The sequence below is a fragment of the Bacillus sp. LJBS17 genome (assembly GCF_019334685.1).
Classification (GTDB): Bacteria; Bacillota; Bacilli; order Bacillales; family Bacillaceae; genus Bacillus; species Bacillus subtilis.
The window spans coordinates 3,879,875-3,892,997 of sequence record NZ_CP079759.1 but is presented as its reverse complement, the minus strand read 5'-3'; the positions used below and the strand labels follow the sequence as shown (position 1 = coordinate 3,892,997).

The following is a 13,123-nucleotide window of genomic DNA, read 5'->3' as shown; positions in this document are numbered from 1 at the left end:
GGAGGCGTGAGTTATGGAACATGCAGAACACGGCAATTCTAACGCGCCTATGGAATATCAATCTGAAACCGGCAGACTTAATATTCTCGGGTTTTGGATCTTTTTAGGGGCAGAAATTGTGTTGTTCTCAACACTATTTGCAACCTTCTTCGTTCTTAAAAACAGAACAGCTGGAGGTGTCTTGCCAGACGAACTATTTGAAGTCAATCTGGTAATGATTATGACGTTCTTGCTGCTGATCAGCAGCTTTACCTGCGGGATCGCTGTTCATGAAATGCGCCGCGGAAGTTTAAAAGGCGTAGTCATTTGGACAATTATCACTCTTCTTCTCGGTGCCGGCTTCGTCGGATGCGAGATCAACGAGTTTGTTCACTATGTACATGAAGGAGCGGCTCTCAGTACAAGTGCGTTCTGGTCTGGATTCTTTGTTTTACTTGGAACTCACGGAACTCACGTAACAATCGGGATTTTCTGGATCACAGGAATTCTGATTCAGTTGAAGAAACGCGGCTTAACTCCGCAAACTTCATCTAAAATCTTTATCTCAAGCTTGTACTGGCACTTCTTAGATGTTGTATGGATTTTCATCTTTACAGGTGTCTATCTCATGGGATTGGGGGGTCTGTAAAATGGCAAACAAATCTGCTGAACACAGTCACTTTCCATGGAAACACATTGTAGGTTTTATCCTGTCTATCGTTTTGACCCTGCTGGCTCTATGGGTTGCAGTGTATACTGACCTGAGCTCATCAGCAAAACTTTGGATTATCTTCGGCTTCGCCTTCATTCAGGCGGCGCTGCAGCTTCTCATGTTCATGCATATGACAGAGAGCGAAAACGGCACGATCCAAGTCGGAAACACGCTGTTCGGATTCTTTGGCGCGATCGTTATCGTACTTGGATCCATCTGGATTTTCGCGGCTCACTATCACCATGGTGACCATATGGACGGAAATCCTCCTGGAGGCGCTGAACACTCAGAGCATTCAGGCCATAACGAATAATACAAAAACCCTCTTCATTGGAAGAGGGTTTTTTGCTGTCTTCAGCTGCTTCGCTTTCTGCGAAGATACGGAAGGCCGTAAATGATAAATGCGGCGATATGAGCGACAATGACGTTAACGGCAAACAAGATAATCATGAGAGTGTGTCCAAGTGGAGAAAGGCTTTCTGTTGCGTAAAAGAAGAAGAATACCCACATTAAAATGATTGGCGGAATAGCTGAGAGTGCGACTTTTTTGTTATCAAGCCAAATAAAGAGAGGCGTTGCGCTGGCAACCAGTAAGTAAGCAAAAAACATGTCCATCATACCCGTCTCCTTTCACTTTGTGATAACGTTTACAAAAATGAAATAGAGGAACTGAGTTGTGTCTGTTTTGTGATTGTTTTTTGAACATTCTGTTACAATTATTATACCATGTTTTCCAGAAATTGATACGTGTTTTTGCAGAAATGGACTGGATCTATCGTCTTATTTTTTTTGTTTAATGTGCTAGGAGAATGTATGGGCATGGGGCTCTGAATTTTTAGCTATTTCTATATGAGGTATCACATTATTTGGGAACATAACACATTATCGCATTCGTTTTTTAACAAATTCTATTGGTATGGCGTTTTTTCATTTGAAAAGTTTTGTGTCAATCGAAACATTTCGGTTTATGATACGTCATATTTCGTGTAGCTGAAAAAGCGCCGCAAATGCTGAAAAAACATAAAAGGAAGCGAGCTTCACGTGTCATCTTGAACGTGGTTCATGTATAATAAACATTAGTGATTTTCCGATGAAAATGTAAGGCGGGATAGAATGAGTCGATATAAGAAACAGCAAAGCCCCTTTTACCAGGGGGATTTGATTTTTATATTTGGTGTGTTTTTTATTATAAGCGTAGTATCAATTTATGCTGCCGGTCAGTTTGGGCAGTATGGGAACACGGATTGGATTCAGCAAATTGTGTTTTATCTTTTGGGGGCTGTTGCCATTACAGTTCTTTTGTACTTTGATTTAGAACAGCTTGAAAAGTTAAGTTTATATATTTTTATCATTGGTATTTTATCTTTGATTATTCTTAAAATCAGTCCCGAGTCTATTGCACCTGTTATTAAAGGGGCAAAAAGTTGGTTTAGGATCGGTAGAATAACAATACAGCCGTCAGAGTTTATGAAGGTTGGTTTGATTATGATGCTTGCTTCAGTTATTGGAAAAGCAAATCCTAAAGGAGTTCGGACGCTTAGGGATGATATCCACTTGTTATTAAAGATTGCGGGTGTCGCAGTTATTCCTGTAGGTCTTATCCTGATGCAGGATGCTGGGACTGCGGGAATATGTATGTTTATCGTTCTTGTAATGGTTTTTATGTCAGGGATAAATTGGAAATTGATTGCGATCATAGCTGGTTCAGGTATCTTACTCATTTCATTAATTTTATTAGTAATGATAAACTTTCCTGACGTTGCTAAATCAGTTGGAATACAGGATTATCAAATTAAGCGGGTCACTTCTTGGGTGTCTGCTTCAAATGAGACACAGGAAGATTCAAATGACAGCTGGCAAGTTGACCAGGCCATCATGGCAATAGGATCTGGTGGTATTTTAGGTAATGGTATTTCTAATTTGAAGGTTTATGTTCCAGAGAGTACGACTGACTTTATCTTTTCTATAATAGGTGAGTCATTTGGCTTTATAGGCTGTGCAATTGTTGTCATCATGTTCTTCTTTTTAATCTACAGGCTTGTTGTTCTGATAGACAAAATACATCCGTTTAACCGTTTCGCTTCTTTCTTTTGCGTTGGCTATACGGCGTTAATTGTGATCCACACATTCCAGAATATCGGAATGAACATTGGCATTATGCCTGTTACCGGGATTCCGCTGCTGTTTGTCAGCTATGGGGGAAGCTCGACACTTTCCACGTTAATCGGATTTGGGATTGTATATAATGCAAGTGTGCAGCTGACGAAATACAGAAGTTATCTTTTTAATTCTTGATATGCAGACAGCCTTTACAGAGGCTGTCTTTTTTTGTGCAGAGCATTTCACTTTTGAGATCACTTTTTTTCGGATATGATAAAAAGTGATAAGGAGGTTTTTGTGATGAATAACACAATCGAAACCATTTTGAATCATCGGTCAATCCGGTCTTTTACTGATCAGCTTTTGACAGCTGAAGAAATTGATACATTAGTGAAAAGTGCGCAGGCTGCGTCTACATCCAGCTATGTGCAGGCATATTCGATTATCGGGGTTTCTGATCCTGAGAAAAAACGTGAGCTGTCCGTGCTTGCTGGGAATCAGCCTTACGTTGAGAAGAACGGACACTTTTTTGTATTTTGTGCGGATTTGTACCGCCATCAACAACTGGCTGAGGAAAAAGGTGAACATATTTCTGAGCTGCTCGAGAATACAGAAATGTTTATGGTTAGCTTGATTGATGCGGCGCTGGCAGCGCAAAATATGAGCATTGCCGCTGAATCCATGGGGCTTGGCATTTGCTATATCGGCGGCATTCGGAATGAATTGGACAAGGTGACAGAGGTGCTGCAAACGCCTGACCATGTGCTCCCGCTTTTCGGACTGGCAGTAGGCCATCCTGCGAACCTTTCCGGCAAAAAACCGAGATTGCCAAAGCAGGCCGTTTATCATGAAAATACGTATAATGTGAACACAGACGATTTCCGTCATACTATGAATACGTATGACAAAACCATTTCTGATTACTATAGAGAAAGAACAAACGGGCAGCGGGAAGAAACGTGGTCCGATCAAATACTGAACTTTATGAAGCAAAAGCCGCGTACGTATTTAAATGACTACGTGAAAGAAAAGGGCTTTAATAAAAACTAAAGCAAACCTCTCCGTCTGGAGGGGTTTTTATGTTTCACGTGTAACATATTCCGACAAATAGGGACATGCTTTCACAAATAAATGGCGAATGATAGGGGACACTGATAAGCAGTGTGAGCGGCTTTGGAGAAAAAATAGGGGATCAGTGATACGATGAGGATGAGGTGGTAGGGATGGTTTCATTAAGTATATTAGATCAATCTCCAGTATCAGAGGGCAGCAATGCAGAAACGGCCTTACAGCAAACCGTTGCGCTTGCCCAAGCTGCTGAGGACCTTGGATATAAGAGATTTTGGGTTTCTGAGCATCACTTTTCAAAACGGCTGGCAGGGTCCAGTCCTGAGGTGCTAATCAGTCATATAGCAGCGAAAACAAAGCGAATTCGTGTTGGATCAGGAGGAGTCATGCTGCCGCATTACAGTGCTTATAAAGTAGCTGAAAACTTTCGTGTTCTGGAGGGGCTGACACCAGGAAGAATTGACCTGGGGCTTGGCAGAGCACCGGGGGGAATGCCGATTGCATCATGGGCGCTGAATGACGGTGGTAAGCGCAATGCTGATCAGTATCCGCAGCAAATTAAGGAGCTGACCATGTATTTGCATGATTTGGCGGATGACAAACACCGTTTTCCGAATCTGACCGCTGCGCCGCATATTTCAACGGCTCCGGATGTGTGGCTGCTCGGCTCATCTGGAGAAAGCGCGCTGCTCGCAGCTGAATCTGGCGCTGGCTATATGTTTGCCCATTTTATCAATGGAGAGGGCGGAGAGGGTACTGTCAGACAGTATAAGAGGCGATTCAAACCGTCTGTGTTAGGAGATACGCCTCGAGCGGCAGTTGCTGTTTTTGTTCTTTGTGCTGACACGGAGGAGAAGGCAGAGGAGCTTGGGGCTGTGCTTGATTTTACACTTTTGGCGGGAGAGCAGGGTATTCCTTTAGAGGGAGTTCCTTCGTATGAAGCTGTTCGGAAAAATACGTATTCTCCTTATGAACAGAGACGAATTGCTGATAATCGAAATCGAATGATTGTTGGTACGAAAGAACAGGTTAAGGAGCGGCTGTTAGCTTTGAGTAACGCGTATGAAACAGAGGAAATCATGGTGGTGACCATCATGCATCATTTTGAAGATAAGCTCCGATCGTATCGCTTATTGCAGGAGGCGTTTGCTGACTGATCTTTAAAAAGCCCTGCCGAATCGGCAGGGCTTTTTCTTATTCAACAGTGAAAGGTTCTTCGGTCAAAACCTGGCTTGACTTGCCTTTGTTCGCGGCATATGCGAGCAAGTAATACTCTCCGGCCGGAAGTTTGGTTCCGCCATTAATCGTGCCGTCCCAGTCAAAGTACTGGTAACCTTTATCTTGGTTTTTATAAATGCCGGCTTGGCCTGCGAAATCAAGGTTGCTGTCATAGACGAGGAACGCCAGCTCTTCCGCTCCCGCAGGAAGGTAGGTTTCAATTTGATAGGTACCTTGTACAGACCCTTCGCTGACAGAGACAGATGTGACTCTCGGATAATCGGGCTCTTTCACAATCAGCAATGTAGGTACCTTAGCGACCGTTTTTCCGCCTTCTCTGACGATAACCGTTCCTTCATAGGTGCCAGCTTTTGTTTTCTTCGTATTGACCTTTACTTTTGCAGTGGCTTTCCCGGTTTGATGTGCCGGAATCACAACACGGCTTGTGCCGGATGTGGAAATGCCGCTGCCATTAAATGAGTATTCAAGTGTGTATGACTTTCTAATGGAAGATTGATTTTCAATCGTAAACGTTTCATTTTTTGTTTCGTTTCCGTTTTCCTTCAAGAACGTGCCGTATGAATAGCTTCCAGGTGAGACGAGCGAATCGGCTTTGATTGCGTTCATGATTCTTGCGCTGCCTGCGCCTTGAGCGTTATGCGGATATACTTCCCCATCGCTATCCTTTAAAGTGACAGCGGTATTCATGATGGCGGCTTTAATCTGTTCAACGCTCCACTTTGGTTTGGCTTGTTTAATAACGGCAACCGCTCCGGCAATATGAGGCGATGCCATGCTTGTTCCTTGTTTTGATCCGTAGCCGTATGGATGGTCAGGATCGTGTGTTGGGATCGTGCTCACGATATTGACCCCTGGCGCGGAAATATCAGGCTTAATCATCCACGTATCCATAACAGGGCCGCGTGATGAGAAATCAGCGACTTGTTCACCGAGCGCTTTTGAGACCGTCAACTTGAATGTTGTTTTTGTCTCACCAGCTTTCAGGGCGCTGACGAGTTTTTCGCCGTCTTCTAATGAAAGCTTAATCGTTGGGACAGACATGCCTGGCACATTGGCTTCAATTTCTCCAGAGAGGTTGTTATACACAACCATGCCGATTGCACCGGCTTTTTTAGCGTTATCCGCTTTATCCACAAATGCAATGCTGCCTCGTTTGACAACGGCGACTTTGCCTGTCAGGTCTTTCCCTTCAAAATCCTTTGCTTCGCCGATTCCCGCTTCGACAAGCTCAACTTCTTTGTTATTGAGCGCTTTGACGTCGTCCTCTTTGTTGTAGCCCATCACTTTTGCTGAAGAGTAGGAGCCGAAAGTGACGGCGTATTCATTGAGCGGCAGCTGAGTCGCACCGACAGAAATCGCTTCTCTTGATGTGCCCGGCGATCCGACTGTCCAGCCGTTCGGTCCGCTGTTGCCGTTTGAGGTAACAGCGACAACGCCTTCTGACATGGCCCAGTCAAGCGCTGTGCTTGTCGCCCAGTCCGGGTTGTTTAAAGAGTTTCCGAGAGACAGGTTCATCACATCTGCCCCGTCCTGCACTGCACGTTCCACGCCCGCGATGACGTTTTCCGTTGTGCCGCTTCCGCCAGGCCCTAACACACGATAAGCAAGAAGTGTGGCATCAGGCGCTACGCCTTTAATCGTTCCGTTTGCAGCCACAGTTCCGGCTACGTGTGTGCCATGGTCAGTTGCCTCGCCCCTCGGATCGCCGGTTGGTGTTTCTTTTGGATCGTAATCATTGTCCACAAAATCGTATCCTTTATATTGTCCAAAGTTTTTCTTCAGATCTGGGTGATTGTATTCAACCCCAGTGTCAATAATCGCCACCTTGATGCCTTTTCCTGTGTAGCCTAAATCCCATGCATCGTTTGCTCCGATATAAGGCGCACTGTCATCCATTTGCGGAGATACGGCGTCTTCGGAGATTGTGACGTCTTTATCCTTCATATTGTCTGTTTTATATGTGACGTTCGGGTACACTGCCTTAACGTCTTTTACCGCTAGAAGTTTTGGAATCTCATTAGCTGGAAGCTTCATAGAGAAGCCTGAGAATACCTGCTCATATTCCCGGTTTACTTTTCCGTTTTTCACCGCTTTGATTGCTTTGTTTTTTGCTTTGGTGCGAGCGGTTTTCAGCTTGCTTTTCGATTGGCTTTCTCCCGCTTCCTTCGCTTCTGCCAAGGATTTTTCTTTTAATTCCACTATAACGGTTGTTTTTTTGCTTGTCGTCATATCGATATCACCGAATACCTCGGCTTTTTCCAGATCAGCCGACGTTTTTGAAGAAGCCGGAGCTGCCTGAACGCCCGTAATGCCTGTGGATAACGCAAAAAATAAGACGAAACTTACAAGCAGAAAGCGAATGATCCCCTTTTTCAATGTGTTTCCCCCTTTGTATTTAGAAAAAATGTGAAAGATCTAGTATATATTTCTTGAAAATTCAAAAAAATCCTTGTGTCATTTGGACCATTTATTGGATTTTGTTTGTGTATAACGAAGGAGTTATACACAGAACCCTGTGTATAAGTGAATAAACCTGTGTATATATATAGTTAGGAATATACGTTCGTATACAAAATATAGATAGAGTTTGTGGACATGTGGATATCTCTTGTGATTAAGTTGTTCTTATCTTTGGGATAACTTGTGTATAAAGTTTTCAAAGCGGTTCTCCAATTTTCATTTCAATTCTTTCAGCTTTCAACAAAACTTCTAAAAACTAGTTGGTTTTTTCACTCATATTGTGACAAAGAATTCTCTTTCCACGGTCTATCATAGAGTCATGAGTTTTGCTAGAGCCGCTAGTTTGCGAGAAAAGAAATCGGCCGTCTTTTCTTGCGGGCTGCGGCTGAGAAAACGGGCTGCTAAAAAGGCTGCCTGCCAAAAAGAAGCGGAGGGATGTTTTTCTATGAAACGTTTGCTTGTATCTTTACGGGTGTGGATGGTCTTTTTGATGAACTGGGTGACGCCGGACAGAAAAACTGCGGCTGCCGCGGTTTATTCGGCTCAGCGTACATACCAAAGAAAGGCGGCTGTGCAGGCCGCAGGACTCGTTTCGTTTTATGAATGGCGGATGGCTGTGAATGAGGAAGAAAAGCAGAAAGCGAAAGCCGCCGCGCTTTATAAAAGAAGATGTTTGCAAGCCTTCAAGGAATCGCCAAAGCAGGAGAGAGCGGGCCCGCATCTTTACATGGCGGTCAAAAGGAGGTAAAATCCCAGTCAAAAGCAAATTGGCGGGAGAGATAACCTCTTGAAAATCTATAAAGTATTAAACAACAATGCGGCTTTAATAAAAGAGGATGATCAGGAAAAAATCGTGATGGGGCCGGGAATCGCTTTTCAAAAAAAGAAAAATGATCTCATCCCTATGAATAAAGTGGAAAAAATCTTTGTCGTGCGCGACGAGAATGAAAAGTTCAAACAAATCCTGCAAACACTGCCGGAGGAGCATATAGAAATAGCTGAGGATATCATCAGCTATGCGGAAGGAGAGCTCGCGGCGCCGCTGAGCGATCACATTCATATCGCGCTTTCCGACCATTTGTCCTTTGCGATCGAAAGGATTCAAAATGGGCTGCTTGTGCAGAATAAATTGCTGCATGAGATAAAGGCGCTCTATAAAAAAGAATATGAGATCGGCCTGTGGGCGATCGGACATGTAAAAGAGACATTGGGCGTGTCTCTGCCTGAAGATGAAGCGGGTTATATTGCCCTTCACATCCATACGGCGAAGATGGATGCGGAGAGCATGTATTCAGCGCTGAAGCATACGACCATGATCAAAGAAATGATAGAGAAAATAGAACAATACTTTAATCGAAAGGTGGATGAAAACAGCATTTCCTATCAACGCCTTGTCACGCATTTGCGATACGCGGTCAGCCGGTTGGAATCAAATGAAGCGCTCCATCGTATGGACGAGGAGATGCTTTATTTCATCCAAAAAAAGTATTCATTCGCCTATCAATGTGCGCTGGAGCTGGCGGAGTTTTTGAAAAATGAATATCAATTACATTTGCCGGAATCCGAGGCCGGCTATATCACGCTGCATGTCCAGCGTCTTCAAGATCTCTCGGAATAACCGCTTTGACTTGCAGGGAGTGATCTCTGGAAGTTTTTTTATTGATCAGGATTCAGTGTGTAGTACATCCAGCCCATCATAACTATTCCCGCGGTCAGATTGCCGAGCGTAACGGGGATTAAGTTTCTGACTGCTCCCATCAGTGTCACTGTATCAGGGTGCTCGATCAAAAGCGAGATGGCGAATGTGCACATATTGGCAATGCTGTGTTCAAAGCCGGAAATAAAGAAGCAGAAAACGAAAAGCATCATGGTAAAAAGCTTTGCTCCTTCCCCTTTGAGAGACATTGGAATGAAAAAGGCGAGGCACACAAGCCAATTGCACAGCATTCCTCTGAAAAACAATTCGGAAGCCGGCGGCTCCATTTTGTGCTCTGCCAAATGAATCAAAAAGGAATGAACAGAAGGCTCCTCAAAAAGTCCCGTCGCGCTGATCAGGATGGCAAACAGAATGGCGCCGATTAAATTGCCGGCATAGCTTGACATCCACAAGTATAGGGTGTCGCGCCAGCTGATTTTTTTCCGGAGCGCGGTATAGGTGAAATAAAAGGTGTTGCCGGTAAATAAATCTCCGCCTCCGTAAGCAATCATCAGAATAGCGGCCCCGAAAGTGACAGCGGCTGCCGGAAAGGCAAACGGAGAATCAGCCATAAAGAAATAGCTGCCTGTTTTGCTTGCGGCTGTAATGCCAAAACCAATAAACATACTGGCCAAAATGGACCGAAGCACATAACGGATTTTGCTTGAAGCGAATATGTTTTGTTTTTTCAAAGCATACTGTTCAACCTTTTGTAATGCTTGAGTTTCCATTGTCTTTTCCTGCTTTCTTTCATGATTGAGCATAGTATAGCACGATATTGTGAAGTATTTCACAATTAATTTTTACGAATTTTTGTCTACATGTTATATCAAACTATTTAACTAAAAAAATAGTTGACGAAAACGCTATCATGATTTATGATGAAAGCGTATTCTTAATCTGAATAAGCGGGATTGTGACTGGTAAAGCAGGCAAGACCTAAAATTTGCGTAAATGAAAAAGGATCGCTGTGTCCTTTATTCGTTGGCGAATTTTAGGTCTTTTTTGTTTAAATAAAAGGGGGAGAAATAGATGGATTACAAAGAGACTGCAAAACGCCTCATTGAGCTTCTCGGAGGGAAAGAAAATATTATCAGCGCGGCTCATTGTGCAACAAGACTGCGTTTAGTGATGAAAGATGAATCAAAGATAGATCAAGCACAAGTAGAAGAGCTTGATGGCGTTAAAGGGGCTTTCAGCAGCTCTGGCCAGTACCAGATCATTTTCGGAACAGGCCTTGTGAATAAAGTATTCGATGCCTTTTCTAAAGAAGCTGATATCGAGCGTGAAGAACACGTCAATCATCAGGATGCGGCAAAAGAAAAGCTGAATCCCGCTGCGAGATTTGCGAAAACGCTTTCTAATATTTTTGTCCCAATTATCCCGGCTATTGTGGCCAGCGGCCTGTTAATGGGATTGCTGGGTATGATCAATGCGTTTCATTGGATGAGCAAGGATTCTGCAGTTTTTCAGCTGCTTGATATGTTTTCAAGTGCAGCATTCATTTTCTTGCCGATTCTAATCGGAGTAAGCGCTTCAAAAGAATTTGGCAGCAACCCGTACTTGGGAGCGGTCATTGGGGGAATCATGATTCATCCAAACCTTTTGAATCCATGGGGTTTGGCTGAAGCGACACCTGATTATATGCATCTTTTCGGATTTGATATCGCGCTTCTAGGCTATCAGGGAACTGTCATCCCTGTTCTGCTAGCGGTTTATGTGATGAGCAAGGTAGAGAAATGGACGAGAAAAGTGGTTCCACATGCGGTGGATTTGCTTGTTACACCATTTGTTACTGTGATTGTCACCGGGTTTGTTGCTTTTATCGCGATTGGCCCTCTAGGCAGAGCGCTTGGCTCCGGCATTACGGTTGCTTTAACTTATGTATATGACCATGCCGGTTTTGTCGCAGGTCTGATTTTCGGGGGCACGTATTCACTCATCGTGCTGACAGGCGTTCATCACAGCTTCCATGCGATTGAGGCAGGGCTAATTGCAGATATAGGCAAAAACTACTTGCTGCCGATCTGGTCAATGGCGAATGTCGCACAGGGCGGGGCAGGTCTTGCCGTCTTCTTTATGGCGAAAAAGGCAAAGACAAAAGAAATCGCGCTTCCGGCAGCATTTTCCGCTTTTCTCGGCATTACTGAGCCCGTCATATTCGGAGTCAATCTGCGCTACCGAAAACCGTTTATCGCCGCGATGATCGGAGGCGCATTGGGTGGGGCATATGTCGTCTTTACACATGTAGCTGCAAACGCTTACGGGTTAACGGGAATTCCGATGATCGCCATTGCGGCTCCGTTTGGCTTCAGCAACTTGATTCACTATCTGATTGGCATGGCGATTGCGGCAGTGTCAGCGTTCATTGCAGCATTTGTCATGAAGATTAATGAGGATGAGGAGAGGAAAAAATGACAGCACATGACCAGGAGCTTCGTCGCCGGGCTTATGAAGAAGTGGAGAAAAAAGAGCCCATCGCTAACAGCGATCCGCACCGCCAGCATTTTCATATCATGCCGCCGGTTGGGCTGCTGAATGACCCGAATGGCGTGATTTATTGGAAGGGCAGCTATCATGTATTCTTTCAGTGGCAGCCGTTTCAGACGGGGCACGGCGCAAAATTTTGGGGGCATTATACGACACAGGATGTTGTGAATTGGAAGCGGGAAGAGATTGCGCTGGCTCCGAGTGATTGGTTTGATAAAAACGGCTGCTACTCGGGCAGCGCTGTCACGAAAGACGATCGGCTCTATCTGTTTTACACAGGAAATGTCAGGGATCAGGATGGAAACCGGGAAACGTATCAATGCCTTGCTGTATCTGACGACGGACTGTCCTTTGAGAAAAAGGGTGTCGTCGCCCGCCTCCCTGAAGGATACACGGTGCATTTTCGCGATCCGAAGGTATGGGAGCATGAAGGCACATGGTATATGGTGATTGGTGCGCAAACAGAGAATTTGAAAGGGCAGGCTGTATTGTTTGCTTCTGATAACCTGAGTGAGTGGAGATTTCTTGGCCCGATAACCGGCGCGGGCTTCAACGGGCTGGACGAATTTGGATACATGTGGGAATGCCCTGATTTGTTTTCCCTTCAAGGATCGGATGTGCTGATTGTTTCGCCTCAAGGGCTTGAGGCTGACGGTTTTCGTTATCAGAACGTATATCAATCAGGTTATTTTGTCGGCCGTCTCGATTATAACAAGCCTGAACTGAAGCATGGTGAATTTACGGAGCTTGATCAAGGTTTTGATTTTTACGCGCCGCAAACACTTGAAGACGATCAGGGAAGGCGGATTTTGTTTGCATGGATGGCGGTGCCTGATCAGGATGAAGGGTCCCATCCGACCATTGACTACCACTGGATTCACTGCATGACGCTGCCGAGACAGCTGACGCTTTCAGGCCAGAAGCTGATTCAGCAGCCGCTGCCTGAGCTAAAAGCCATGCGCAGAAATGAGAAAAAAATACACATCAACATGCATGGATCATCTGGTGCGCTTCCGGTGGAAAAACCTGAAAGAACTGAGATTCTACTGGAAGACATTCATACGGAGTCTGGCTTTTCAATCAGTATCCGCGGAACGGCTACGTTTTCCTTCCATAAAGACGAGGGGATTGTTACGCTGGAACGAAAGAGCTTTGACGGAAAAAGAACAGAAGCGAGACATTGCCGCATCAAGGATTTGCATACCGTACACATGTTTCTCGACGCGTCATCTATGGAAATCTTTATAAATAACGGAGAAGAGGTCTTTAGTGCAAGATATTTTCCTTTCCCGGGAAATCATGAAGTAACAGCCAGTGCGACCGGGAAATCTGAAATGAATGTCGGAATTTGGACACTTATGTAGAAAATCCTTCTATTT

General features: G+C 44.6%; 12 protein-coding genes. 9 read left to right on the top strand and 3 right to left on the bottom strand.

Annotation, left to right across the window (positions count from 1 at the left end; translation table 11 throughout):
* The first annotated feature begins 13 nt into the window (after positions 1-13).
* Together qoxC and qoxD are read left to right on the top strand one after the other, a co-directional pair.
* Complete coding sequence (gene qoxC / locus KXZ66_RS20115; protein ID WP_003227409.1) at positions 14-628, top strand: cytochrome aa3 quinol oxidase subunit III; 615 nt, start codon at positions 14-16, stop codon at positions 626-628.
* A gap of 1 nt (position 629) precedes the next feature.
* The gene (gene qoxD / locus KXZ66_RS20110) at positions 630-1,004 is read left to right on the top strand and encodes a cytochrome aa3 quinol oxidase subunit IV (RefSeq protein WP_003227410.1); all 375 of its coding nucleotides are present in this window, start codon (positions 630-632) and stop codon (positions 1,002-1,004) included.
* A 41-nt stretch (positions 1,005-1,045) separates the two neighbouring features.
* Here qoxD and ywcE read toward each other — a convergent pair whose 3' ends face one another.
* Positions 1,046-1,309, bottom strand: a complete 264-nt coding sequence (ywcE, locus tag KXZ66_RS20105) for a spore morphogenesis/germination protein YwcE (protein ID WP_003227411.1) — start codon at positions 1,307-1,309, stop codon at positions 1,046-1,048.
* 495 nt (positions 1,310-1,804) lie between these two features.
* On the opposite strand from ywcE, the gene rodA reads away from it, so the two are divergent.
* The 3 genes from rodA to KXZ66_RS20090 all read left to right on the top strand — a co-directional run bounded on the left by rodA (position 1,805) and on the right by KXZ66_RS20090 (position 5,016).
* Positions 1,805-2,986 carry a cell shape-determining peptidoglycan glycosyltransferase RodA gene (gene rodA / locus KXZ66_RS20100; RefSeq protein WP_003227413.1) on the top strand — a complete coding sequence of 394 codons (1,182 nt, stop codon included), beginning with the start codon at positions 1,805-1,807 and terminating at the stop codon, positions 2,984-2,986.
* Positions 2,987-3,091: 105 nt separating this feature from the next.
* Positions 3,092-3,841 (top strand): oxygen-insensitive NADPH nitroreductase, encoded by a 750-nt coding sequence (nfsA, locus tag KXZ66_RS20095; RefSeq protein WP_014478349.1) that lies wholly within the window; start codon positions 3,092-3,094, stop codon positions 3,839-3,841.
* A gap of 173 nt (positions 3,842-4,014) precedes the next feature.
* On the top strand, positions 4,015-5,016 hold the full coding sequence (locus tag KXZ66_RS20090) for an LLM class flavin-dependent oxidoreductase (RefSeq protein ID WP_070548044.1): 1,002 nt from the start codon (positions 4,015-4,017) through the stop codon (positions 5,014-5,016).
* A 37-nt stretch (positions 5,017-5,053) separates the two neighbouring features.
* Here KXZ66_RS20090 and vpr read toward each other — a convergent pair whose 3' ends face one another.
* Positions 5,054-7,474 carry a serine protease Vpr gene (gene vpr, locus KXZ66_RS20085; RefSeq protein ID WP_003227419.1) on the bottom strand — a complete coding sequence of 807 codons (2,421 nt, stop codon included), beginning with the start codon at positions 7,472-7,474 and terminating at the stop codon, positions 5,054-5,056.
* A 529-nt stretch (positions 7,475-8,003) separates the two neighbouring features.
* Here vpr and KXZ66_RS20080 point away from each other — a divergent pair.
* Both KXZ66_RS20080 and sacT read left to right on the top strand, forming a co-directional pair.
* On the top strand, positions 8,004-8,306 hold the full coding sequence (locus KXZ66_RS20080; protein WP_003222155.1) for a hypothetical protein: 303 nt from the start codon (positions 8,004-8,006) through the stop codon (positions 8,304-8,306).
* A 39-nt stretch (positions 8,307-8,345) separates the two neighbouring features.
* Positions 8,346-9,176 carry a sac operon transcriptional antiterminator SacT gene (sacT, locus tag KXZ66_RS20075; RefSeq protein WP_003227423.1) on the top strand — a complete coding sequence of 277 codons (831 nt, stop codon included), beginning with the start codon at positions 8,346-8,348 and terminating at the stop codon, positions 9,174-9,176.
* Between the two features lie 38 nt (positions 9,177-9,214).
* Here the strand turns inward: sacT and KXZ66_RS20070 are convergent, their stop codons facing one another.
* The gene (locus tag KXZ66_RS20070; RefSeq protein WP_133954549.1) at positions 9,215-9,985 is read right to left on the bottom strand and encodes a formate/nitrite transporter family protein; all 771 of its coding nucleotides are present in this window, start codon (positions 9,983-9,985) and stop codon (positions 9,215-9,217) included.
* Positions 9,986-10,286: 301 nt separating this feature from the next.
* Between KXZ66_RS20070 and scrA the strand changes: the two genes are divergently transcribed.
* Together scrA and sacA are read left to right on the top strand one after the other, a co-directional pair.
* Positions 10,287-11,672 carry a PTS system sucrose transporter subunit IIBC gene (gene scrA / locus KXZ66_RS20065; RefSeq protein ID WP_151869984.1) on the top strand — a complete coding sequence of 462 codons (1,386 nt, stop codon included), beginning with the start codon at positions 10,287-10,289 and terminating at the stop codon, positions 11,670-11,672.
* The gene (sacA, locus tag KXZ66_RS20060; RefSeq protein ID WP_151869985.1) at positions 11,669-13,108 is read left to right on the top strand and encodes a sucrose-6-phosphate hydrolase; all 1,440 of its coding nucleotides are present in this window, start codon (positions 11,669-11,671) and stop codon (positions 13,106-13,108) included. The genes scrA and sacA overlap by 4 nt, the downstream gene beginning before the upstream one ends.
* Positions 13,109-13,123: the final 15 nt, after the last annotated feature.

Bases quoted from the DNA above. Each gene is read 5' to 3' on its own strand.
- qoxC (WP_003227409.1), top strand. From the start codon at position 14: ATGGAACATGCAGAACACGGCAATTCTAACGCGCCTATGGAATATCAA.
- qoxD (WP_003227410.1), top strand. From the start codon at position 630: ATGGCAAACAAATCTGCTGAACACAGTCACTTTCCATGGAAACACATT.
- ywcE (WP_003227411.1), bottom strand. From the start codon at position 1,309: ATGATGGACATGTTTTTTGCTTACTTACTGGTTGCCAGCGCAACGCCT.
- rodA (WP_003227413.1), top strand. From the start codon at position 1,805: ATGAGTCGATATAAGAAACAGCAAAGCCCCTTTTACCAGGGGGATTTG.
- nfsA (WP_014478349.1), top strand. From the start codon at position 3,092: ATGAATAACACAATCGAAACCATTTTGAATCATCGGTCAATCCGGTCT.
- KXZ66_RS20090 (WP_070548044.1), top strand. From the start codon at position 4,015: ATGGTTTCATTAAGTATATTAGATCAATCTCCAGTATCAGAGGGCAGC.
- KXZ66_RS20080 (WP_003222155.1), top strand. From the start codon at position 8,004: ATGAAACGTTTGCTTGTATCTTTACGGGTGTGGATGGTCTTTTTGATG.
- KXZ66_RS20070 (WP_133954549.1), bottom strand. From the start codon at position 9,985: ATGGAAACTCAAGCATTACAAAAGGTTGAACAGTATGCTTTGAAAAAA.
- scrA (WP_151869984.1), top strand. From the start codon at position 10,287: ATGGATTACAAAGAGACTGCAAAACGCCTCATTGAGCTTCTCGGAGGG.
- sacA (WP_151869985.1), top strand. From the start codon at position 11,669: ATGACAGCACATGACCAGGAGCTTCGTCGCCGGGCTTATGAAGAAGTG.